The following is a 21,992-nucleotide window of genomic DNA, read 5'->3' as shown; positions in this document are numbered from 1 at the left end:
ATTAACAACTCAAAATGCAAAATTAGCTTTTTCTCACAAATAAAAACTGTAAAGAGGGGTTTACAAATATTCTCGCTGCTTAACAAAAATCTCAATCAACTCGCCCCTACTGACAGCTAACAGTTACTTAACTCCCAAAAAACCGCGTAAAAACATCATTATATTGACAAATACTGTTTCTAACCAAACCATAATCCCATCCAGCAACTCTAAAATTCTTTGTAAGATGTGTTTTTCATAACTGACGAATGTGGCTTTTGTTTCTATCCAATCTGGCTTTGCTTCTACTTGATTGTTTTTTTTGCGATCGCTCTCAGTCTGACATATGGAAGCAGAATTTTGGCTACTAGAGGTAACTTTAGCAGATTTTCGCTGATTGCGGGAGATATTCGGCGCTGTTTTCTTCTTTTGTACCAAATCAGAACTAGAGGCTGATGTTTGTCTAGATTTTTGCTGACTCTTAACTAAATTTTGAGGAACAGTAGAAGTAATTGATAAACTTGATGGAGTTTTAACTGAAGGTTTGACAATTATCTCAGACTCGCCATACAAATCGCTCCAAGTTAACCAAGCATCTGCGCCTATATTTTGATTGACTAACTGGTTATTTGTTGATGTCACCTCAGAACTATCGGCTAATCTTTTACTTGGTGCTTTAATTTCTGCATCGCTAATATCTAGCTTTTTATAATTTCCCACACCCAAAAAGTAATTGAGTGCAGCTTCAATCAAGGCTGCAAAATTAACATTACTAGTCGCTGTAATTTCACCTCTAGCGGCTAATTCCTCTTTCCCATAAAGAAATATCTGCAACTGAGTTTGAGCAATTTGCACCATTTCCTGGCTGCGTTGCTGTATGGGAACTATAGCCTTAGTTTCTAAATTGGCTACTGCTGCATCGATAAAAGTTAAAGCTTTTTGATAATTTAATAAATCTTGAGTTTCATTAAGTTTACTTGCATTTAATACATGAATTTCTTCCGGATTACTACCAGTAAGCTTTGCTAATAACCGCTCAATTTCTGGTAATGGGTTAGTTTCTTGCTTACTTGCCAATAATTTTTCGTAATTCCTGTAATTTCCAATTTCACTAATAATTTTGGCTTCTAATTTTGCTTGCTGTTGTGGTGTTAAAATATCCAGAATTGCATTATCCGCAGTAATTAGTAATAAATTCCGCTTTTCTATATCTGTGGCAATTCCTCGTACCATTAAATACATAGGCGCAGGGTTGAGACTCTGAACCTGATTTTTTGCCGGAGTTGTTGATAAAACTAAGCTAGATTCAGTAGTTGATTGTTGCGGAGAAATTTTCTCCTTGAGAAATTTTAGGAAATCTAAAGAATTTTGCAATGATAATCTGTCGTTTGAGGGGGTGGCAGTATCATCGGTAAATGGTAAATTTTTGACAGTCTCTAATACATTTACAATAGGTTTGTCAACTTGTGGTTCTAACTGTGGTTTGGCTTGAGTTGGTTGACCATCTAAGGTTCTCTCTGATGATTGACTAGAATGCAACCACATATATACAGGATACAGTATGGCTTCAACACCCCATTTAGTAGCTACTTGTACGTAGCGAATGGTGTGTTCTAATTGTTCTGTCAACCGCCGAGATTGCTGGTGGACAAAGTTAAAGATTCTGCTTTGATAACGACCAGAGGAACCGAAAGACATGGTAGTGATTTGTTAGTTAGAACTTGATTGATCTGCGAGACTCCCACTGCACAGTCACAACGACAAATTTTTAATTATCGTAAGTGCCATAATCTTAGCCAAAATATGACCCCTTCTGTAAACCAATCTCATACTAAATTAATCTCTGAGGCAATTGAGCAATTACGTGCTTGTTGTCAAGTTAATGTTCAGTCTCAGTGGTTATACTGTGAATATGACAGTAATATTGCTGAATTGATGGCGGCAAATTTGTCGCAATGGGAACCTGTAAAGCTGAATGAAAAAGGCAATATTGCTTGGAATGCAGGGAAAAAAGTTGTCTGGTTGCTGCAAAAGTTGGTGGTTCCTCAAGATTTACAGGGTTATCCTTTGGCGGGGTTAGCTTTGCGGTTGGCGTTACTTTGGTGGGCTGATGCGGCTGAGGTTTATGTCAATGGGGAGTTGGTGCTGGAAGGAGATTTATTTGATTGTGCTACTAGAGTTTTGTTGAGTCGGGGAGTACAGCCAGGTGATGAGTTTACTGTGGCTTTACGGTTGGTGAGTCCGGGACATGATAATGGTGCTTTGGTGCGATCGCTTTTAATTTATGAGTCTGCTGATTATAATTATCCCGATGCGGGTTTTGTGGCTGATGAGTTGGCTTTGGTGCAGCTTTATTTAGAAAGGTTTGCGCCGGAGAAGTTGGCTGTGTTGGTGGAGGTGGTAGGAGGGATAACGAACCGCGAAGGCGCAAAGGACACAAAGGAAGAGAGGGAAGAGTGGTTATTATCTATCCGAAAGCAATTAGCAGAATCTAAAATCCAAAATCCAAAATCTAAAATTTATTTGTTGGGTCATGCGCATTTAGATTTAGCATGGTTATGGCCTGTGAGTGAAACTTGGAATGCAGCACAACGCACTTTTGAGTCGGTGCTGAAGTTGCAAAAGGATTTTCCCGATTTAATTTATTGTCATTCTACGCCAGCTTTGTATGCTTGGATTGAAGAACATCGCCCAGATTTATTTGCGAAAGTTCAAGAAGCGGTAGCTGCTGGAAAATGGGAAGTTATCGGCGGTTTGTGGGTAGAACCGGATTTAAATTTAATTGCGGGAGAAGCGATCGCGCGTCAGTTATTATATGGTCAAAGATATACCCAGGAAAAATTTGGCAGAATTTCGCCTATAGCTTGGTTACCCGATAGTTTTGGTTTCTGTGCGACTTTACCGCAGTTTTTCGCGAATGGGGGAATTGAATATTTTGTCACCCAAAAGTTGCGCTGGAACGATACTACTAAATTTGATTATCAGACTTTTTGGTGGCGATCGCCTGATGGTAGTCAAGTATTTAGTTATATGTCTGCACTCATCGGTCAAGGTATCGACCCCATGCAGATGGCAAGTTACGCCTATGAATGGCAAACTCAAACTAGTATACCTGATGCGCTGTGGTTACCGGGAATTGGCGATCATGGCGGCGGCCCTACCCGTGATATGTTAGAAATTGCCCAACGTTGGCAAAATTCACCCTTTTTCCCCAATTTAGAATTTACCACTGCGGAAACATATCTTCAAAACCTCCTCAACTCTCCCCCATCCCCTCACCCTGTCTGGGATGATGAACTTTATCTAGAATTCCATCGTGGTTGTTATACTACTCACGGTGACCAAAAGCGTTGGAATCGTCGTTGTGAAAATTTATTGTATCAAGCGGAATTGTTTGCCACTTTAGCCAGTGTCAGTTTTGGGAGAGAATACCCGAAAGCAGAGATAGAAAAAGCTTGGAAACAGCTATTGTTTGAACAATTCCACGATATTTTACCCGGTTCTGCCATTACCCAAGTTTATGTGGATGCTTTACCAGAATGGCAAGAAATAGAGCGAGTCGGCACGAAGATTTTAAATGAATCACTTTTAGCGATCGCATCTCACATCAACTTACCACAACCACCACAACCAGATAGTTTACCGGTTGTTGTCTTTAATTCCCTTAATTGGCAACGTTCGGAAGTAGTGGCGGTAAACTTACCCACACCAGTAACTTCTCACCAACAATGGCAAGTTTACGATAATTCGGGAAATCAGCTAATATCTCAGCTAACTGAAGCATCAACCTTATTATTTTACGCCACAGATATTCCTTCCGTCGGCTATCGGCTATTCTGGCTCGTTCCTACTGCTAATGTCTCCCCTTCTTCCCCACCTTCCGCAGACTGGGTTCTCGAAAATGAATACCTGCGCGTTGAGGTAAATCCCCACACCGGAGATTTAGCTAGTGTCTTTGATAAAACTCATCAACGGGAAGTATTAAGCGGTGCGGGTAATCAACTCCAAGCTTTTCAAGATAGCGGTCAATATTGGGATGCTTGGAATATTGACCCCAATTACGCTCAACATCCTTTACCGCCAACTACCCTCAAATCAATTGAATGGTTAGAACAAGGCGCAGTCCAAAGTCGTTTGCGAGTGATCCGCCAATTAGGTAAATCGGAATTCTGCCAAGACTATATATTAACTGTCGGCGCACCTGTACTCAAAATCGCCACCACAGTTGATTGGCAAGAAAGTCATGTATTGGTGAAAGCTGCTTTTCCTCTCAATATCGAAGCAGACTTTGCTACCTATGAAATACCTTGCGGTGCGATTCGCCGTTCCACTAAACCGCAAACCCCCGCCGAAAAAGCTAAGTGGGAAGTTCCCGCCCTGCGTTGGGCTGATTTGACAGGAGAAACCCTTGGATTATTATACGGTATCAGTTTACTAAACGATTGTAAATATGGTTATGACGCTCAACCAAATCAATTACGCCTAACTTTACTACGCAGTCCCCACTGGCCGAATCCTGAAGCTGACCGAGGTTTTCACGAATTTACCTATGCTTTATATCCCCACGCCGAGAGTTGGGAATCAGCCCAGACAGTGAAGCGCGGTTATGAGTTGAATATTCCGTTGCAAGTAATTGTAAATCCGCCAAATAATCCTAATTCAGTGTCACAAACTCCCGAAACCAGAAGTTTCCTCAATTTATCGGCTGATAACTTAATCTTAATGGCACTCAAACAATCTGAAGACAATCCACAGCAATTAATTCTGCGTTGTTATGAATGTCACGGCGATACCGCCCAGTTATCTTTGCAAAATGATATGCGCTTAGTTCTTGGCGATGCCGTAGATTTATTGGAACGTTCTCAAGCCAATAAATTCTCATCTGGGCAACAAATCTTCACAATTAGCCCTTGGAAAATTAACACTTTCCAGATTATAGAAAATATCCGATAGGCACAAAACCCCGTGTCTTTAGACCGGGGATGTAGTGCCAACTTAGAATTTATTCTAAGTGACATTTTCTATTTGTGGTGAGGGTCTTCAATATATTTTTTGATTACAGCCGCGCTAACATTTCCGGCAGTTGAATAAAAATAGCTATTTGTCCACATAGAGGGCATCTTTTTTAAATCTGGAAACTCGCTTCTCAGCAGATAAGATGACCTACCCTTAAAGAATTTAACTATTTGATTAATAGCGTAAGTTGGCTGATATTCGACAAACAAATGTATATGGTCTGGTGCAACTTCTAAGGCTAAAATATCCCAATCTTTCTCTTTTGCTAAATCAAAAAATATCTGTCTTACTCGTTTGGCTACTTCACCCACTAACACCTTACGTCTACGCTTGGGAATCCATACCAGATGAACGACAGCATTACCCACAGAATGATTGTTGTGTCTAGGTTCTAGTGAATTATTTATGTTGTTTACTCAGAGCTATTGACATCAAAATATTAACCCGCTACTATATATACAGTCAAGAAATTAACTAAGGAGGTGATTAAGTAATGCTGGTTTTAGAGTACAAAGTTAAGGCTAAAAAACATCAATACGATGCCATTAATGAAGCTATCCGTACAACTCAATTCATCAGAAATAAGGCTATACGATATTGGATGGATGCACCCTTCGGGTTCAACAGTTTGCATCCGACGGAAACCGACAGGACTGCAACTGTTTCACCAAGGGAAGCTAAGGTTAATAAAATTGCTTTGAATAATTACTCAACAGCATTACGTAAAGAATTTAAATTTGTTGAGGAATTGAATTCAATGGCTTGTCAATCTGCAACTGAAAGAGCATGGTTAGCTATTGATAGGTTCTACCAAAATTGTAAGAAGAAAGTAACAGGTAAAAAAGGATATCCCAAATTTCAAAAAGATAACCGTTCTGTTGAGTACAAAACCACCGGATGGTCATTAAACCAAGCTAAAAGACGCATCACATTTACCGATAAAAAAGGTATCGGTGAGGTCAAATTACTAGGTAAATGGGATATTCAAACATACCCTGTTAAACAAATAAAGCGTGTTAGGCTACTCAAAAAAGCTGACGGTTACTATTGCCAATTCTGCATTGATACTGATGTTAAATCTGAATCTAGAATTGCTGATGGTGAAATAGGTCTAGATGTTGGGCTAGAGTATTTCTATTCAGATTCAAATGGTAATCATGAAGAAAATCCTAGATTTTTAAGGAAAGCTGAAAAAGCGATTAAACACTCTCAACGCCAAATATACAAGAAAGAAAAAGGTAAAAATCAACGCCGGAAAGCTAGACAGAGATATGCGCGGAAGCATTTAAAAGTAAGTAGGCAACGGAAAGAACACGCTCTTGTATTGGCGCGTAACGTATGCAAGCTTAACAGCTTAGTAGCCTATGAAGATTTAAACGTCAAAGGCATGGTAAAAAATCACGCTCTTGCCAAGAGTATTAATGATGTATCTTGGTCACTATTTCGTCGTTGGTTAGAATATTTTGCAGCTAAATTTAACTCACAAGTTGCTGCCGTCAATCCTAGAATGACATCTCAAAAATGTAGTGATTGTGGAACAATTGTTAAAAAATCTCTTTCAACTCGCACCCATAAATGTAGTTGTGGATGCGAACTTCAAAGAGACGTGAACGCCGCAAAAAATATTCTAAATCTTGCAAAAGCTAGGGTAGGGCATACCCGAAGTAACGCTTCTGGACTAGTAACCTCTACGCTAATTGGCGTAAGCCTGTTAGAGCAAGTAACTAGGGTGAAAGAAGAATCCCCCGCCTTTACGACTAAGTGAGCGAAGCGATACTTAGTCAGGCGGGGGAGTGTCAAACCAGAAACCAACCCTTGAATTTACAGACGCAAATCGTCGCGTCTGTAATCTAAGCTAGCTTTAGTCTTCGTGATCTTCAAAGGGATCTGACAATTCTCTGCTAGGTGGCCCAAAGGAGATATAGATTCCCCAGCCAGTAATGCCGATAACAGCAACGGCGACAGAAATGATAAGAACTATTGCGGGTTCCATAATTGAAAGATTTATTATGAGTGCTATTCTTATAGAATATTACAGAAGATTAAAAAAAGCTTTGGCAAGTAATCTTAGGTGAACTATGGCACAAAGGACAAGGTTGGGAGATATACTGAGGCCCCTAAACGCTGAGTATGGTAAAGTTGCTCCTGGTTGGGGAACTACACCAGTAATGGCTGTTTTTATGCTATTATTTTTCGTTTTCTTGCTGATTATTCTCCAAGTCTATAACAAGACCATCCTCATTCAGGATGTATTGGTTGATTGGCGCAGTCTAGGCCGTTAATCTAGACCAAGCTCAATAGCTCAAAGAATAAGCGTAGTAACACCCGGCTCATCCGGGTTTTTTTGTAGATTCGATAAACAAAAGTTAATCAAAAACAAGTCAACATATATATAGGAAGACTGCGTTCTCCTTCCCTGGTTCAACTGTCAATTTAGCGGAACAACACCATGAATATCTTTGGTATTGGCTTGCCAGAAATGGCTGTAATTTTTGTAGTAGCACTATTAGTATTCGGGCCAAAAAAGCTACCCGAAATTGGGCGTAGCTTAGGTAAAGCTATTCGCGGCTTCCAAGAAGCTTCTAATGAATTTCAAACCGAGTTCAAGCGCGAAGCCGAACAACTAGAACAAGCCGTGAAAACCACTGCCGAACTAGAACCCAAGCAAATCGAAGCCGCTCCATCAGAACAGCCGAAAAGCTAACTAAAAGCTAAAATGAGTAGTTGGCAATTTTAGATTTTAGATTGCCGATTTTAGATTGTTGTCAAATCTCAAATCCTCAAGCTTCAATTATCGCTGGCCTTGTGCCCAAACTCAAATCCAAAATCCAAAATCCAAAATCCAAAATTGAATGACAGAGGCTGTGACAAAACCGGCTTTGATAATTCCCCAGCTAATTGTCGGGTTGGGGAATCCAGAGCCAAAATACGACCAAACCCGCCACAATATTGGCTTTGCGGCTGTTGACGCCATCGCCAGGGCGTGGAAAATTCCCTTAGCAGAAAATAAGAAGTTTCAAGGCGAGTACGGTGAAGGTGTTGCGCCTGTTGGCGGTAAAATCCGCTTACTCAAGCCCTTAACTTACATGAATCGTTCCGGACAATCTATTCAAGCAGTGACTAGCTGGTATAAATTGCCGCCAGAGTCAGTGTTAGTGATTTATGATGAGATGGATTTACCTTTAGGTAAGACTCGCTTGCGCTTATCTGGTTCTGCTGGGGGGCATAATGGAATGAAAAGTGCGATCGCACATTTAAGTTCACAAAATTTCCCCAGATTGCGTATTGGTATCGGTAAACCCAAAAATTCAGCTAATGATGATTCTGGCGCTGTTTCCCATGTATTGGGACGTTTCTCGGCTAGCGAAAATCAAGTCATGTCTCTAGTACTGCAGTTTGTGGTTGAGTGTATAGAACTCAGCCTTAAACAAGGTGTAGAAAAAGCAATGAACCGTTGTAACAGCCGCAGCATTGAAATTCCTGAATCTGAGTCAGCTTAAACACAGGCTGTTCAACAGTTGTTCTGTTGTTCTGGTTATTTTCCCATTCTTGTGGTTGATGGACAGCGATTGTCGCTGTCTCCATCTAACCGTAATTCAGGCATTTCACCCGCCCCATATTTGGGTAAAAGAATTCACTCACGCCCCAAATCAGGAGTGCGATAAATCTTTGTTAATTTTCGTCAGCATCATGACAACGTCTTGTGGCTTGTTTAAGGGCTTGTCTTCAAACAGCGCTACTACCAAAATAGGTTTATTTAAAACGTCTCTTGCGTCTAGCTGCCACTGCTTTACGTTTACGCTTTTCCAATGGTGTTTCAAAGTGCCGATGATACTTTACGTCAGCTAATATACCAGCTTTGGAAACCTGGCGCTTAAAGCGACGTAGTGCTGAGTCTATTCCTTCGTTCTCTCCTAAAACCACTTGGGTCATTCTTGCTGTATCCTCACGATCGATTAGTTTCCATTGTAATAGCACCCCCTAACTTAGCAAAACTCCCCTAGCCAATAACGATGCAAAAATATAGTTTTTCACATTGGGCTAGGTTGTTTGTTACTGGAGCGTGCAAAATTTTACTACATTAGCATAATTTTTGCGCTCTTTGAGAAAATGAAGCGATCGCATCTTCACATTCCCCAACTAAAAAACAGGGATGAGGGACTAGGCGCTAGGTGTGAGGAGATAGAGATATTAAATTCAGAAATTGATTCTCCCCTGAGTCAGCATTTTATAGCCAGCAACCAAGGCTGTAAAAGCTAAGAAAAAATTCCACAAGCTAGTTGGTCTTAACATAACTCCTCCGCTTAGGAAAACTAGAACTATTCCTAAACTTAAAAAAATCCATCCTAAGTTACCAGTTTCTCTACGGAAAAAAATTAATGTAATTACCCCAGCCATGACTGCTAACACTGAACCAGTAGCAGGTATTTTGCTATAAAAATAAGAATAATAACCAGTAGCAAATATAATATTTTGTCCCAAAAAATATAAGCCTAAAAACAATAAAAATAACCCTATAACTTTGATTAATAGTCTGCTCATACAATTCTCTTAATAGTAAGATAATTATATATTGACCTTTTGATTTATCATAAAAAATTAAGTTAAACTTATAAAAAAATATATTAATTTTTTATAAAAATACGCAATGTTTAGATTATTTGACAAAATTTGTCCCAATTGTCTGCCGAGATAGACTAAATAAATAGACTAGATAATATGTAAATTCTCTAAGTTCGGTAAACCTCATCATTGATATAATAGTTAGCCCTCAAAGTCAATCTATCTCAAGCGCAGTCCGGAAAATAGCTGGAGTACGGTAAACTACAATACCAAACTCAGATAGTAACCGTTACAATCAAAGCAATAAAGCAAGTGGAGGAGCCACCAGGATGCAAGTTACATACGATTCAGATAAGCGTAAATTGCTATCCTCTCTATGTCATGGGGCGATTTTCTTTAGTACAACATTATTGTCTGTCGGAGTACCAATCGTCATTAACATCATTTCCGACGACCCAGTTGTTAAAAGCAACGCCAAAGAATCGATTAATTTTCACTTCAATGTTTGGTTTTGGGCAACTGTAATTGGCGTACCCATTGGAATTTTAACTTGGTTGACCTTTGGTATCGCCGGATTTTTACTATTTCCCATTATCGCTTTAGGCTTTTTACTGCATTGGGGACTGACAATTTGGGCGCTATTTCACTGTCTAACTAATCCAGATGAGCCGTTCCGTTATCCGTTCATTTTTAGACTGTTGTAATCACCAAATTAATTTGAAAATTCCCAGAAATAGATTAGTTAAATTCTAAATAATTAGGGTGCGTCAGTTCTAAAAATTGAATATACAGCGATTGTCTGTATTTCCGACACACCCTTAAATTTTATATAGCGTTTCTCAATCTAGTGAGGTACGTTTTTAAAGCTACTTGTTTTGATATAAAAGGTTCGTGTGTACTTCAGTAGCCTGGGAAACGCTATATAAGTAGACTTGAGATCCTTACCAATGACAAATGACAAATGACAAATGACAAATGACCAATTCCTAAGCCAACGGAACTTCGATATTTTCTACTTTGAGTAAAATTTTCAGTAAAGCGACGACACCAATTTGTGCGGACACTTCATCAGCATCCCATTTACCATCGCTTTTATATTTACCTTGGGTGTAATGATTAGTAGCTGACCAAAGGTAAGGACTGAGGACTTCTGGATGGTACATTCTATAGCCAAAACCGTTAAATCTTTCTAGCTGCCAAAGCTGTGCTGCTAAACTCCAGTCTTTTACCTTATCAAAATCTTTTAAAGTTAAAGCATCAATTGCGCTTTCTTCCCAAGAATATCCTGATTCCCAACCATTGATCGGTTCGGCTAAGGGTCTACCCGGAGGGGTGTTAACAGTACGTTTTTTTAGCGAATCGCCATTGTGCAAATGTCTGGTGAACTTGAGAGAGGATTCCATATTGTGGATAACTGCGATAAAGTACCAGGGAACATTAATTTGTCGCTGTATTGCTCTGTAGCGCCGGCGATATGAGGAGATTTGCGTCACTATATCTTGAGCTTGGGTTAATTTCTCTGGCTTAATTTCGCAAGTACTCCAAAGTCTTTGATATTCCGGTTTGAGGTCGCGTAGTCTAACTGATATTTCTGTTGTCATGTTGTTATGCACTCAGTATTAGCACTAGATTTTTTGTGCCATAAAGTTAACTTATTTTTTCTGAATTTCAGTTTTTTGATACAAAAAATTAAATTTTTCTTATTTATCAGCTAGTCGCTAATGTTACCATCGACAAAACATGAGCGCTAGTTTAAAACTGTTAAGCAGACAGAAGTAAATTCGCTAAAGAACTTCAGGGAAAATCATAAATCAATATAGATGATTCCATCGGGACGCAGTAATTTTGCGGCTACAAGTCTCAAAATAAATACTTTTTGCTTTTCATATATAAGCTGGGGGGTTAGACCCTTTTTATAGCTTCTGTCCTCTAGCTTCTGGCTTTCTGTTGTCAATATATCTAGATAGCAATTAGTTTTATTAACAGTAATCAGCTTTAGTTATGACTTAAGTTTATAGCGATAGTTAAATTTACATTATGTAACTGCTGCAATCTTGTATTTAATAAGATCCTTCTCATACACTATATAAGTGCTTTTTCAGCATGAAATATATACTTATATATACTGATAGTGTATATGATAGGTAATAATTTTGACGAGAATTCCTATCTCAGGTATGTTCTCAAACAGAATTAATCGATACAAGCATATTTGTAGCTACTTAGTAAGTAGAACATTGGAGGAAAGTAAAAAATGAAACTACAAGATTTTCTAGGAACCCAAGAGAAATGGAACTTTGAAGCGATCGCAGAAGATATAGATCTAACTCGTCAGATTCAGGTACTATTAATGGGACTGGGTTTATTAGACCCCCCAGCCGATGGTAAGTTTGGGCCTGTTTCTGCAGCAGCACTAAAAGAATTTCAAGAATTAACTAAGTCGGGAGAAAAAGATTATTTAGGCGCAGTCACAGCCAAAAATTTAATTGAAACAAAACCAGGAGATTTACCCCAACCTCCCTTAAAACTTAGCAGCAACATTGCTAGCAGAATTATCAAATACTTGCAGCTAAAAGATTATCAAATATCCATAGGAGCTAAACAATACAACATTGTTTATATCGAGGGAATGAGTGAAGATTGGACTCTCAATGGCGATGCACCCAATCAATTCAACGACCTTCGGATTGTGATCGAAATTGTCGAAGGTGTTCCCAAAATTGTCAACCACTGGCAAGCTACTACTGAACCAGGTAGACATTATACACACAATCCCATGAATCCGAAAGGGGCTGCCAGAATTAAGTTTGGTCAGTATAAAGCTTGGGCTGTTGGCTTTCATGGTAATGCAGACCGTCACGAAGCTTTAATTCAAGTTGCACCGATTACCGTTCACCGCGATTTTGACAAAAATTTTATACGTACTGGCGATAAACTAGACACAGGACTATTTGCAGTTAATCAACATTGGGGCTATGATGCGCCAGCAAATGATATTAAAACTGCCAGTGCAGGTTGTTTAGTGGGACGCAGGCGAGATGGACATCGTGAATTTATGTCCATTATTAAACAAGACCGCCGCTATCTAGTCAACAAAGACTATGTTTTCTATACGACAATTATTCCTGGGGATGATTTCGTCAAAACTGTTCCTGGATGAGGTTAAATTAATTTTGCCCAAATTGCATTAACAATTATTGAACCACCTCAATCCTGTGAACTCAATTGAGGTGGTTATTAGTCATTAGTCAATAGTCATTAGTCAATAGTCATTGGTAAGGGTTGATAGTTAGTCAATCACGAGAAAATCTCACAACCAAATATGAAAATCTTTTTCTCCTAGCCCCTAACCCCTATTTTCATGCTATTTTGCATTTCTTCTCATAATTGTGTTTAATTCTACTGACTTACTTAGTACAACATTTCATTAATTCCTAGCTGACTTCCGCGTACCTATCCTGCGGGAACGCCTAACGGCGAATCCGCTTACCTCTGCGCCCCTTTGCGTTTAAATTTCAACTCTCAATGAATCACGATTGTCTGCAAAGCTGTACTGAAAAGATATTTTTGTGAAACTAACGGAACGCCCATTAAACTAACCTTATCCTCCTAAATCTCTCAGTAATGCTTCTACTCTAGCGACACCATCAAAATCATTGCGTCGCTGGTATAAGTCACGAGCTTTATTGAGGACGTTTACAGCTTGTTTAGCTTGTCGTCTTTGCTTATACATTGAACCCATTAACTCATAAGTTTGGGCATTATTCCGATCTAAATTAATTGCTTGTTCATAAGCCCAGTTAGCGGCTTCGTAGTCACCCAAACGCGCTTGGGTGACAGCTAATCCTAAATAAGCATTCACATTATTGCGATTTAGTTGAATCGCACGCCGATAAGCTTCTTTTGCTCCGGCTGTATCGCCCATATTACCTTTAATGTAACCGACAGCGTAGTAAAAATCGCCGTTGTTAGGACTAATAGCCAATGCTCGACGGTAAGCGGCTAATGCTGCGGGAAAATTTCCTTGTTGAGCATATAAATAGCCAATACCTGAATGAATTTTTGCGTTCTTAGGTTCGAGAGTTGCGGCTTGTTGGTAAACGGAAATTGCTCCATTATAATCACCAGCATCAACTAATCTGCGCCCTTCTTCTAGCATTTGCTTTACTTCGGGAGTTCTCGCTTGTGCTAACAAGACTTGAGCTTGAGCTGCTGGCGATATAGTTGCAGCAAAACTACCTAATAACAAAATGCTTACTATAAATGTAATCGGTTTGTACACAGTAAATTTCCTGAGTTTCTAGGGAACTTTTTTCTTGTACATTAAAACAGAAATATTGAGTTTTGCAAACTGTATTTATTCTGGTTTATAAAATTTTAATAATGTTTTATCTACATTGTCAGTACTGATGGAGAAAAATCAGAGTTTTTACGTAATTGTTCAGCCAAACATAGTCAATCGGACGTATATTCCACAGTATTGTTCAAGGACAGTCTTTGATGCCAGCAAGCCTGTGAAATTTATACTATGATTATCATCATTCATGCTTAAATAAATCAAATATTTATACAGTTATAAAGTTAAATATTAGACATGATAAAACTCACTCAAATCATCTCTTGAAGATGGATATTATATTGATGATGGCAGCAATTAGAAGCGATTGTTAGCCAATTTAGTCCCTGAGTTGAAAGTGTTTTACATGTAATCAATCATTCTTGGATATGTGTTGATTATTTTCAAATTTTCCAGAAAATTGGCAACACACTTAGTCATAAATGAGAACTGAGCAAACGTTGTCCGATATAACCCTTGATGAATGAGATAACTATTGCGAATCAGAATCAAGCACAATAGAGAGCGCTAATTGATAGATTTGCCGCCGGGGTAGGGAAGTAAACTTGGCTAATTGACGGCTAGCTTGCGATCGCGAAATTCCCTGACGCATAATTTGTTCTAGTTCAGCTTTGAGTTCGGCTTCTGTTAGTTGGGGTTGACTAGCTGGCGTTCCCGCTACCACTAGAGTATATTCTCCTTGGGGTTCGCGCTGGCTGTAATGACTGATGGCTTCGGCAATTGTTCCCCGCCAAAATTCCTCGTAAAATTTGGTTAGTTCTCTAGCTAAAACAATTTGGCGATCGCTTCCTAAGCTTTCTCCTAAGTCTTGTAAAGTATCGCGCAAGCGGTGGGGCGATTCGTAGAAAATTAAAGTGCGAGATTCTGTCTGCAGAGATTCTAAATATTCTCGCCGTTGTTGCGTCTTGGCGGCAAGAAAACCTTCAAACACAAATCTATCCGTTGGTAACCCGGAAGCACTTAAAGCCGCAATTGCAGCACTCGCACCGGGAATCGGTACCACTGTTATCCCCGCTTCCACACATGCTTTCACCAATTCATAACCCGGATCGGAAATTCCTGGCATACCTGCATCGCTAACCAAAGCAATGGCCTTACCATTAGTTAAATGCTCTAACAATTCTGGGATGCGGCTACTACGGTTATGTTCGTGATAACTAATTTGCCCAGTCTGAATTTGAAAATGTTGTAAGAGTTTCCCTGTATGGCGCGTATCCTCCGCCGCAATCAAATCCACATTTTGCAAAATCCGCACCGCCCGAAAAGTGATATCTTCGAGATTGCCAATAGGTGTACCGACAATATAAAGTGTTCCAGGTTTGGGATCGGTTTGCATGAGAAACTAGGGGCTAAGGGCTAGGAGAAAAATAAAAATTGTACAGACGCGATTCATCGCGTCTCTGACTAATGACAACTGACAATTATGGTTTATTTGTAGGTTTAGTTACCTTAGATTTAATTTATTTAGCTGAATCTGCTCCGCAAAATAATCAAAAGCTGGTAGCTATTGACTATACTGTAGCAGCAGGAGGCCCGGCAACAAATGCGGCGGTGACTTTTAGCTATTTAGGAAACCAGGCTAAAGTTTTGGGTGTGGTAGGTTCCCATCCAATGACGCAACTAATTCGTACAGATTTAGATAATTATCAGGTAGCGATCGCGGATCTTCAACCTGACGCGACAACCTCTGTACCAGTATCTTCGATTATTGTCACCGAATCTACAGGCGATCGCGCTGTAGTTTCCATTAATGCGGTAAAAACTCAAGCCAGTATTTCCGCCTTACCGTCAGATATTTTGCAAAATATTGATATATTGCTGATTGATGGACATCAAATGGCAGTTAGTATTGCATTAGCGCAAATGGCTAAATCTCAGAATATCCCTATCGTCATCGATGGCGGGAGTTGGAAAGCTGGGTTTGAGGAAGTTTTACCTTTTGTCGATTACGCTATTTGTTCGAGTAATTTTCATCCTCCTAACACTCACTCTACAATAGAAGTTTTTGCTTACCTGAGTGATTTTGCCATTCCCCACATCGCCATCACTCACGGAGAACAGCCAATTGAATATATAAGTTGTGGTAATAGAGGTGTAGTAGATGTGCCGCAGATATTAGTAGTTGATACACTAGGGGCTGGAGATATTTTTCACGGGGCATTCTGCCATTATATTTTACAGGAAACTTTTACCGATGCTCTGGCGCAAGCCGCAAACGTGGCTGCTAAAGCTTGTCAATTTTTTGGTACTCGTCGGTGGATGGATTAGGGGCTAGAAAATAGAAATGTTTTGATAATTGACTGATTAAATAGTTAACTTAGACAAGGCATAATTTATGAAAGATTTATCAGAAATATTAGCGATCGCGCGTCAAGTAGGATGGGGTGCAGCAGATATACTCAAGTCTTATTATCATGGCACAATTAAAGACGCTAATTTAGCAGTTCAATATAAACAAAATGAGCCTGTTACGGCTGCTGATATCGCTACCAGTCAATATATTTTAGAAACATTACAAGCCGCTTTAGGTAATGAAGATTTCGCCTACATTAGCGAAGAAACTTATAAAGCACAACAAATTAAAAGTAATTCTACATGGGTATGGATTATCGATCCGTTAGATGGGACAAGAGATTTTATTGAAAAAACAGGCGAGTATGCAATTCACATTGCTTTAGTGAAAGAAAGACGCCCAGTACTAGCAGTTGTTGTGATTCCCGAAGCGCAGAAATTATACTTTGCTACTGCGGGTGGGGGTACATTTGTGGAAACAAATAATGGTGCTATTCCCTTACGAATGTCTTTAGAAGGTAACAAAAAATCTTTAGAAGATTTAACTTTAGTTGTGAGTCGTTCCCACCGCAACCCAAAATTAAATTACTTGCTAGACAATCTTCCTTGTAAAAATCAAAAAGCTATTGGTAGTATAGGTTGTAAAATTGCCGCTATTGTTGAGCAACAAGCAGATATCTATATTTCTCTTTCTGGTAAATCTGCGCCTAAAGATTGGGATATCGCCGCACCAGAATTAATCCTAGCCGAAGCTGGCGGAAAGTTTACCCATTTTGATGGCTCGCCATTACAGTACAATACCGATGATATTAATCAATGGGGTGGTTTATTGGCGAGTAATGGTCAATATCATCAGTTACTTTGTACAGAAGCAGAAACTATTTTATCGCAATTTTCTGAGTCAGAGTTTGATGATAAATAAGATTTTGCGGATAAATTACGGCGATCGCCACCTGATTTTACAGTCGAGGTAGAATGCAATTGATCTTCTACCCTTGTTCAAAAAACCAGCAATTGTGTAATAATAGAATAGGCTTACAAATATGCATGTCATCAACTAACCTTAGTTGCTGACCTTCAGGTATATTGAGTTAGAAATCAGACTCCGTAGGAGTCAATTTTGAAATGCTGTGCTATAATAGCGGATATAAAGATTATTTTCGGTTGAGTTATTCGTTTTGATTTCTCTAAAGCGTCTCTCCGAATCTAACTCTCTACAATTTCTGAATTCGGAGACAGAGCATGTCAATTTATGTTGGGAATTTGTCCTATCAGGTTACTGAGGAAGACCTGAAGCTGGCATTTGCAGAATATGGGAAGGTTAATCGCGTTCAGTTACCAACCGATCGGGAAACAGGCCGTCCTCGCGGATTCGCATTTGTAGAAATGGAATCGGATGCTCAAGAGACAGCAGCCATTGAAGCACTTGACGGTGCGGAATGGATGGGAAGAGATCTCAAAGTTAACAAAGCCAAGCCACGTGAAGAAAGAAGCGCTCCTCGTGGTAACTGGGGGGGTAACAACAACCGTAATAATCGCCGTTACTAAGTTTGGCATCAAAAACTTAAAAATCTAGAGTCTCCAGCAGTTAAAGCCAAAGGCTCGATGCTGCTGGAAAATTTTATTTTGTCTATTCATCCATATAGAGGAGGAATGAGAATGACACAAGTCGTATTAGGAGAGAATGAAGGTATTGAATCAGCTTTACGTAGATTTAAACGGGAAGTTTCTAAAGCAGGAATTTTCCAAGATATGCGCAAAAAACGTCATTTTGAGACGCCTTTAGAGAAGGAAAAGCGCAAAGCAGTAGCTAGACACAAGCAAAATCGTAGACAACATTCTCGCTACAGATAAGATTCCTAAAAATTTGCTCTTCGACTTAATTACCGTGTTTTACTACCATGTTTGGTAGCATTAGTATCGGGAAGCGCAAACGCAAATAACTAGGCAGACATTCATACATAACTATTGTGGTAGTAGCACTGTTTTAGCTTTCAGTGCTACTACAAATGTATGTAATCATAGATTATTGACAGTATAGATATTTTTTTCCGATTCATAAGTTCTTGTTTGTGGAACTTATAGCTGAGTAGATATATCTTGTTTATATACTGACAAATATTGTAGTTAGTTGCATAACGCAATCTCTGATTCTGGATTTTCAGACAAATGTTGCGCCTTTATCATTTATTAATTGCTGCTATCTTAGTGGCACTAATCCCAGTAGGATTAAAATATGGTTCTAATTTTATTCCGAAAAATCAGACTGAGCAAACCCCCCCTGCGGTAGAACCATCAGCAAAGCCTAAACCCTTACCGACAGAAGGTAATATTTGGCGGAATATTCTGGGTAACGCCTCAGCACCAACAGATTGGGAAGTTGCGCCTTGTGAAGGAAATGCGCCACTGTTATGTGTTTCAACTGAAGGCAAAGTTTTAGGTACAGTTGAGATTAATATCTACCCCTTGGAAAAAAATTCAGCTTTTCAAAAGCAGCTAGAAGCAGCAGGTATTCCCGCCAATAGTAAAATAGATTACCAAAAACCTGAGTATCAAACCCAGCTATGGACAGCATTAAAAGCTTGGGTGACAGATTATTATACTGCGATCGCCAAAGACCGTCAGGTAAGCTATGGAAAAGAGACTATTTTCTCCAGCCATCCCCCACAACTAGTAACAATTGGTAAACTTCCAGGAATCCGCTACGGATTTACGGGACTTAAACGCGAGGGTGGAGTCAAAGAGCAACATATCGGTCATGTTACCTTTGATGGTAATACATTGTATGTGATTACCAGTGCTTTCGATCCCAGTTCAGCAACAGGTAAATTTGACAAATTAGAAGATTTGGCAATTTTTCAACCATACCTTTATGCGATCGCAGCCGATCTCAAGTTACCGAAATAAAGCGGTTAGTATTTCCTCAAAAAGAGCCATTAGATTATTTGTCAGATAATACCAATTTGAAAAAAGAATGCGACAGATTGTAGGGGCACTGGCACTGCCATGCCCTCTAGAATATATTCATGTATCGCCAACATTAAGTAGGGAGACATAATTATTTGTAGGATGGGTTAGCGATAGCGTAACCCATGCGGGTGTTGGGTTACCCTACGGGAAGCCGCTCCGCGTCTACGTTCCTCAACCCAACCTACGTCCTGCCATGCCCTCTAGAATATATTCATGTGTCGCCAACATTATTTGAATTAGTCTAAGTTATGGCAACTCGCAATTTTTGCTAATTGGTGTGAGTAATAGATAATTAAAAATATTACCCATTACTCATCACCAATTAACGCCAAACTTAAATTTCAGCTATGGCTCTTTCAATCAAACGACGCGCTAGAGTTTGCGTACCAGTGTGTTCATAGTAATTGGTTGACACATCTAAAAACGCCGCTAAATAATCCAATTTGCTATCAGAAAATTCGACAAAACCTTGCAAATGGCTGACAACTTTTTGCGGTGTCAACCCATTGGATGCAACAAGACTGCTCATCCAACCTTTGACAGAATCAAAGCTTTCACCAATAAAGTTCAGTTTCCCGGCAGAATTACCCCCAGGAATTGCATCTTTGATATTTTGAAAAGTTGTGTTTTGTTCTAATTCTTGTGGGCTGGTTTGACTTAATCCAGATATAGCTTTACTGATAAAGTCAGGCCCTAATGGAATTAAACCATCAACGCAGACTAAAGCTACCAGCCGGATTAAAGACTCACCACTATACTCACCCAAAGCGCCGACAAAATCGCCAATGCTATCGCCAGGAATACCGTTAATTTGGCAGAAAGCTACTAATTCAGCCACTAACTTTAAAGTCAAGTCAATAGTTTGGGCTTTGTCAGGTTTGGGAGTAACACTATTTAAAAAACCCAACAAAGGAATCTTTTCACCCACTTTATTGGCTAAAGCTGCTGCGCCCAGAATTTTATCTGTATTATCAACAGTTTGATATAGCCATAAAGCTGTTTGGTAGCCTTGAGACTTATCGTTAAAAAGATAAATTGCCCGTTCGCCAATTTGCTGAATTAAACCTTCGTCAGTTTCTCCTGTAACAGTCTTAATTGTGTTGACAAAGCCTACAGTATTATGCCATTCACCGGGAGCGACAAAATCTAAGGCGTTCAACATATTAACAGTCAATCCACCTGTTGGTAGTTGATCCACCAACTCAAAAATTGGTTTACTCAAAATAGTCTCCTTATTTTGGTGTAGTAAGTTTTATTTCTGGATTCCAGCTTATTTGAGTTTAGCTAGACCATCAAGATTGAATTTTTCTATCCAAGTTTCTCTGTCTGCTGACGTAAATCCTGGATCTTTAGAAAGCACCTTGACTTGGTACTTACCCACCAAAACCGAAGTTTGAGTATTACCTAGTTTAACTGAGGGGTAACCACCAACTTGTTTGGTGCTATTGGAGAACTTAGCCGCCGCACCAGGAATACTAGTGGTGTCGGAAATAGACAATTCGGCTAAAACCTTACCATCTTTTTTCAAATTCGCGGCGGAAAAGCCTTTTTTCTCTTGAGTGTAGACACGTTGGTAACCATCACCCCCAGCCGGGAAGAATTGGTTTAATTTGCTACCTTGAGTCGCATCTTTAGCAACTGCTTGGCCGCTTTTTTGGCGACTGCTTTCTTGCTGTGCTTGATCGAAACGTCCGGGAGTTTTTGGCGAACATGCTGTAGTCAGTAGTAATACTGAAAGTAATACAGCCGCTAAAATTCTCCGCCCACGTGGGAAAGTCATATTTTGCTTCTCCTGATGCTTGAGCTTTGAGGCAATTATCAGCGCTGGTTTAGCTTTTAGCCAGAAAATTTATTTTTTGATAACTATTCGTGTGTGTTTAGAATTACAGATGACTGTTGATGGTTGACACTTCGAGTGTAGCTCTCAGTGCGGCGCTGTTGACGGTTGATTGGTGATTTTTGACAATTGACGACTGTAAGAGCGGGTTCACAGATATTTCTCGCTGATTAACAACGATTTAAATAAACCCGCCCCTACTGGCTATTGACGATAAGCTATGACAGCATAAAACGGATCTCCCCCTGGCGCACCTAACCATTGGAGAATAGATGGTATGGTTGATTTATGCACAATGACTTCTGGGGTAGAAAATCCGGGGACTGAAGCAAAGTAGTTTTTTACTAGTTCGACTCTGGTGTCTTCTGAACCATCTCGCCAAGCTTGAATGGCTTTTTGATAAAACATCCGGTTAGAAAAGCTGATAATCGCTACACCACCGGGTTTGAGAATGCGGTGAATCTCTGAAAATATTGCTTCTGGATACTGGATGTATTGCACAGAAACGCAATTGAGAACCGCATCAAAATCTCCATCTGCTAAGGGTAGCTGGGGGTTATCGTTGAGATTTTGCACAAAATAATGATTTAATTGGGGATTACGTGCCAATTCTTCAGCATTTAATCCATGCCCTTCAACGTGGGAAAACTGCATTTCTGGTGGGAGGTGGGATACCCAACTACTCATCAGATCTAAGATGCGCGTGTTAGGTTTAAGTCGTTGACGATATACATCTGTTAGCTGTGTAATAAATGCTTCATCAACATGAGTCACAAATCGAGGGTAATTATAAAACAAATTGTCATTTGTGTCATCTAGCTTCAAGCGTTGATCTGGTCGCAAAATCATAACTTAAATCTTTATTTTGGAGGATTTTTTCCCCAACTGAATTAATTTCAGTTAGGATTTAAATCTAGTAATTGGTATGATGCCTTACATATTTTAAAGGCAGATTAACCATTAAATGAACCTAGCTCG

General features: G+C 39.6%; 23 protein-coding genes. 12 read left to right on the top strand and 11 right to left on the bottom strand.

Annotated elements, in window-relative coordinates:
- Positions 1-123 precede the first annotated feature (123 nt).
- Positions 124-1,677, bottom strand: coding sequence for a hypothetical protein (locus AACW45_RS02150; protein WP_190627151.1), 1,554 nt, complete (start codon positions 1,675-1,677; stop codon positions 124-126).
- 105 nt (positions 1,678-1,782) lie between these two features.
- Between AACW45_RS02150 and AACW45_RS02145 the strand changes: the two genes are divergently transcribed.
- On the top strand, positions 1,783-4,932 hold the full coding sequence (locus AACW45_RS02145; protein WP_190627150.1) for an alpha-mannosidase: 3,150 nt from the start codon (positions 1,783-1,785) through the stop codon (positions 4,930-4,932).
- A 68-nt stretch (positions 4,933-5,000) separates the two neighbouring features.
- On the opposite strand, the gene tnpA is transcribed toward AACW45_RS02145, so the two are convergent.
- Positions 5,001-5,402, bottom strand: coding sequence for an IS200/IS605 family transposase (gene tnpA, locus AACW45_RS02140; RefSeq protein WP_190627507.1), 402 nt, complete (start codon positions 5,400-5,402; stop codon positions 5,001-5,003).
- Between the two features lie 86 nt (positions 5,403-5,488).
- Here tnpA and AACW45_RS02135 point away from each other — a divergent pair, with 86 nt between their 5' ends.
- The gene (locus tag AACW45_RS02135; RefSeq protein WP_190627148.1) at positions 5,489-6,760 is read left to right on the top strand and encodes an RNA-guided endonuclease InsQ/TnpB family protein; all 1,272 of its coding nucleotides are present in this window, start codon (positions 5,489-5,491) and stop codon (positions 6,758-6,760) included.
- A 96-nt stretch (positions 6,761-6,856) separates the two neighbouring features.
- Here AACW45_RS02135 and psbN read toward each other — a convergent pair whose 3' ends face one another.
- Positions 6,857-6,988 (bottom strand): photosystem II reaction center protein PsbN, encoded by a 132-nt coding sequence (gene psbN, locus AACW45_RS02130; RefSeq protein WP_096642281.1) that lies wholly within the window; start codon positions 6,986-6,988, stop codon positions 6,857-6,859.
- Between the two features lie 85 nt (positions 6,989-7,073).
- On the opposite strand from psbN, the gene psbH reads away from it, so the two are divergent.
- The 3 genes from psbH to pth all read left to right on the top strand — a co-directional run bounded on the left by psbH (position 7,074) and on the right by pth (position 8,495).
- Entirely contained in the window at positions 7,074-7,277 is a 204-nt protein-coding gene (gene psbH, locus AACW45_RS02125; RefSeq protein WP_096642280.1) for a photosystem II reaction center phosphoprotein PsbH, read from the top strand.
- Positions 7,278-7,444: 167 nt separating this feature from the next.
- Complete coding sequence (locus AACW45_RS02120) at positions 7,445-7,699, top strand: TatA/E family twin arginine-targeting protein translocase (protein WP_096642279.1); 255 nt, start codon at positions 7,445-7,447, stop codon at positions 7,697-7,699.
- Positions 7,700-7,847: 148 nt separating this feature from the next.
- Complete coding sequence (gene pth, locus AACW45_RS02115) at positions 7,848-8,495, top strand: aminoacyl-tRNA hydrolase (RefSeq protein ID WP_190627146.1); 648 nt, start codon at positions 7,848-7,850, stop codon at positions 8,493-8,495.
- A gap of 253 nt (positions 8,496-8,748) precedes the next feature.
- On the opposite strand, the gene rpsU (AACW45_RS02110) is transcribed toward pth, so the two are convergent.
- Positions 8,749-8,928 carry a 30S ribosomal protein S21 gene (gene rpsU, locus AACW45_RS02110; protein ID WP_008226419.1) on the bottom strand — a complete coding sequence of 60 codons (180 nt, stop codon included), beginning with the start codon at positions 8,926-8,928 and terminating at the stop codon, positions 8,749-8,751.
- Between the two features lie 264 nt (positions 8,929-9,192).
- Entirely contained in the window at positions 9,193-9,537 is a 345-nt protein-coding gene (locus AACW45_RS02105; protein WP_190627144.1) for a hypothetical protein, read from the bottom strand.
- A 350-nt stretch (positions 9,538-9,887) separates the two neighbouring features.
- Between AACW45_RS02105 and AACW45_RS02100 the strand changes: the two genes are divergently transcribed.
- Complete coding sequence (locus AACW45_RS02100; RefSeq protein WP_190627142.1) at positions 9,888-10,262, top strand: DUF4870 domain-containing protein; 375 nt, start codon at positions 9,888-9,890, stop codon at positions 10,260-10,262.
- 282 nt (positions 10,263-10,544) lie between these two features.
- Here AACW45_RS02100 and AACW45_RS02095 read toward each other — a convergent pair whose 3' ends face one another.
- The gene (locus AACW45_RS02095) at positions 10,545-11,159 is read right to left on the bottom strand and encodes a hypothetical protein (protein WP_190627141.1); all 615 of its coding nucleotides are present in this window, start codon (positions 11,157-11,159) and stop codon (positions 10,545-10,547) included.
- 653 nt (positions 11,160-11,812) lie between these two features.
- Here AACW45_RS02095 and AACW45_RS02090 point away from each other — a divergent pair.
- Positions 11,813-12,718 carry a peptidoglycan-binding domain-containing protein gene (locus tag AACW45_RS02090; protein ID WP_190627139.1) on the top strand — a complete coding sequence of 302 codons (906 nt, stop codon included), beginning with the start codon at positions 11,813-11,815 and terminating at the stop codon, positions 12,716-12,718.
- A 441-nt stretch (positions 12,719-13,159) separates the two neighbouring features.
- On the opposite strand, the gene AACW45_RS02085 is transcribed toward AACW45_RS02090, so the two are convergent.
- A complete protein-coding gene (locus tag AACW45_RS02085) occupies positions 13,160-13,840 on the bottom strand; it encodes a tetratricopeptide repeat protein (protein WP_190627138.1) in 681 nt (226 codons plus the stop codon).
- 547 nt (positions 13,841-14,387) lie between these two features.
- Positions 14,388-15,251 (bottom strand): 16S rRNA (cytidine(1402)-2'-O)-methyltransferase, encoded by an 864-nt coding sequence (gene rsmI, locus AACW45_RS02080; RefSeq protein WP_190627136.1) that lies wholly within the window; start codon positions 15,249-15,251, stop codon positions 14,388-14,390.
- A gap of 71 nt (positions 15,252-15,322) precedes the next feature.
- Here rsmI and AACW45_RS02075 point away from each other — a divergent pair, with 71 nt between their 5' ends.
- The 5 genes from AACW45_RS02075 (at position 15,323) to AACW45_RS02055 (ending at position 19,114) form a co-directional block, all read left to right on the top strand.
- Positions 15,323-16,183 carry a sugar kinase gene (locus AACW45_RS02075; RefSeq protein WP_190627134.1) on the top strand — a complete coding sequence of 287 codons (861 nt, stop codon included), beginning with the start codon at positions 15,323-15,325 and terminating at the stop codon, positions 16,181-16,183.
- A gap of 67 nt (positions 16,184-16,250) precedes the next feature.
- A complete protein-coding gene (locus AACW45_RS02070) occupies positions 16,251-17,129 on the top strand; it encodes a 3'(2'),5'-bisphosphate nucleotidase CysQ family protein (RefSeq protein ID WP_190627132.1) in 879 nt (292 codons plus the stop codon).
- A 320-nt stretch (positions 17,130-17,449) separates the two neighbouring features.
- A complete protein-coding gene (locus AACW45_RS02065) occupies positions 17,450-17,755 on the top strand; it encodes an RNA recognition motif domain-containing protein (protein WP_190627131.1) in 306 nt (101 codons plus the stop codon).
- Between the two features lie 111 nt (positions 17,756-17,866).
- Positions 17,867-18,061 (top strand): 30S ribosomal protein S21, encoded by a 195-nt coding sequence (gene rpsU, locus AACW45_RS02060; protein WP_096642267.1) that lies wholly within the window; start codon positions 17,867-17,869, stop codon positions 18,059-18,061.
- 315 nt (positions 18,062-18,376) lie between these two features.
- The gene (locus tag AACW45_RS02055; RefSeq protein ID WP_190627129.1) at positions 18,377-19,114 is read left to right on the top strand and encodes a hypothetical protein; all 738 of its coding nucleotides are present in this window, start codon (positions 18,377-18,379) and stop codon (positions 19,112-19,114) included.
- A gap of 397 nt (positions 19,115-19,511) precedes the next feature.
- Here the strand turns inward: AACW45_RS02055 and AACW45_RS02050 are convergent, their stop codons facing one another.
- From AACW45_RS02050 to AACW45_RS02040, 3 genes are all read right to left on the bottom strand, one after another.
- Entirely contained in the window at positions 19,512-20,399 is an 888-nt protein-coding gene (locus AACW45_RS02050; RefSeq protein WP_190627128.1) for a hypothetical protein, read from the bottom strand.
- A gap of 48 nt (positions 20,400-20,447) precedes the next feature.
- A complete protein-coding gene (locus AACW45_RS02045; RefSeq protein WP_190627126.1) occupies positions 20,448-20,957 on the bottom strand; it encodes a hypothetical protein in 510 nt (169 codons plus the stop codon).
- A 261-nt stretch (positions 20,958-21,218) separates the two neighbouring features.
- On the bottom strand, positions 21,219-21,863 hold the full coding sequence (locus AACW45_RS02040) for a class I SAM-dependent methyltransferase (RefSeq protein ID WP_190627124.1): 645 nt from the start codon (positions 21,861-21,863) through the stop codon (positions 21,219-21,221).
- Positions 21,864-21,992: the final 129 nt, after the last annotated feature.

It is taken from the genome of Calothrix sp. FACHB-168, from assembly GCF_963889195.1.
GTDB classification, from domain to species: domain Bacteria; phylum Cyanobacteriota; class Cyanobacteriia; order Cyanobacteriales; family Nostocaceae; genus Aulosira; species Aulosira anomala_A.
Note: the sequence above shows the minus strand (reverse complement) of the source record. Positions and strands in the feature narration are given on the sequence as shown.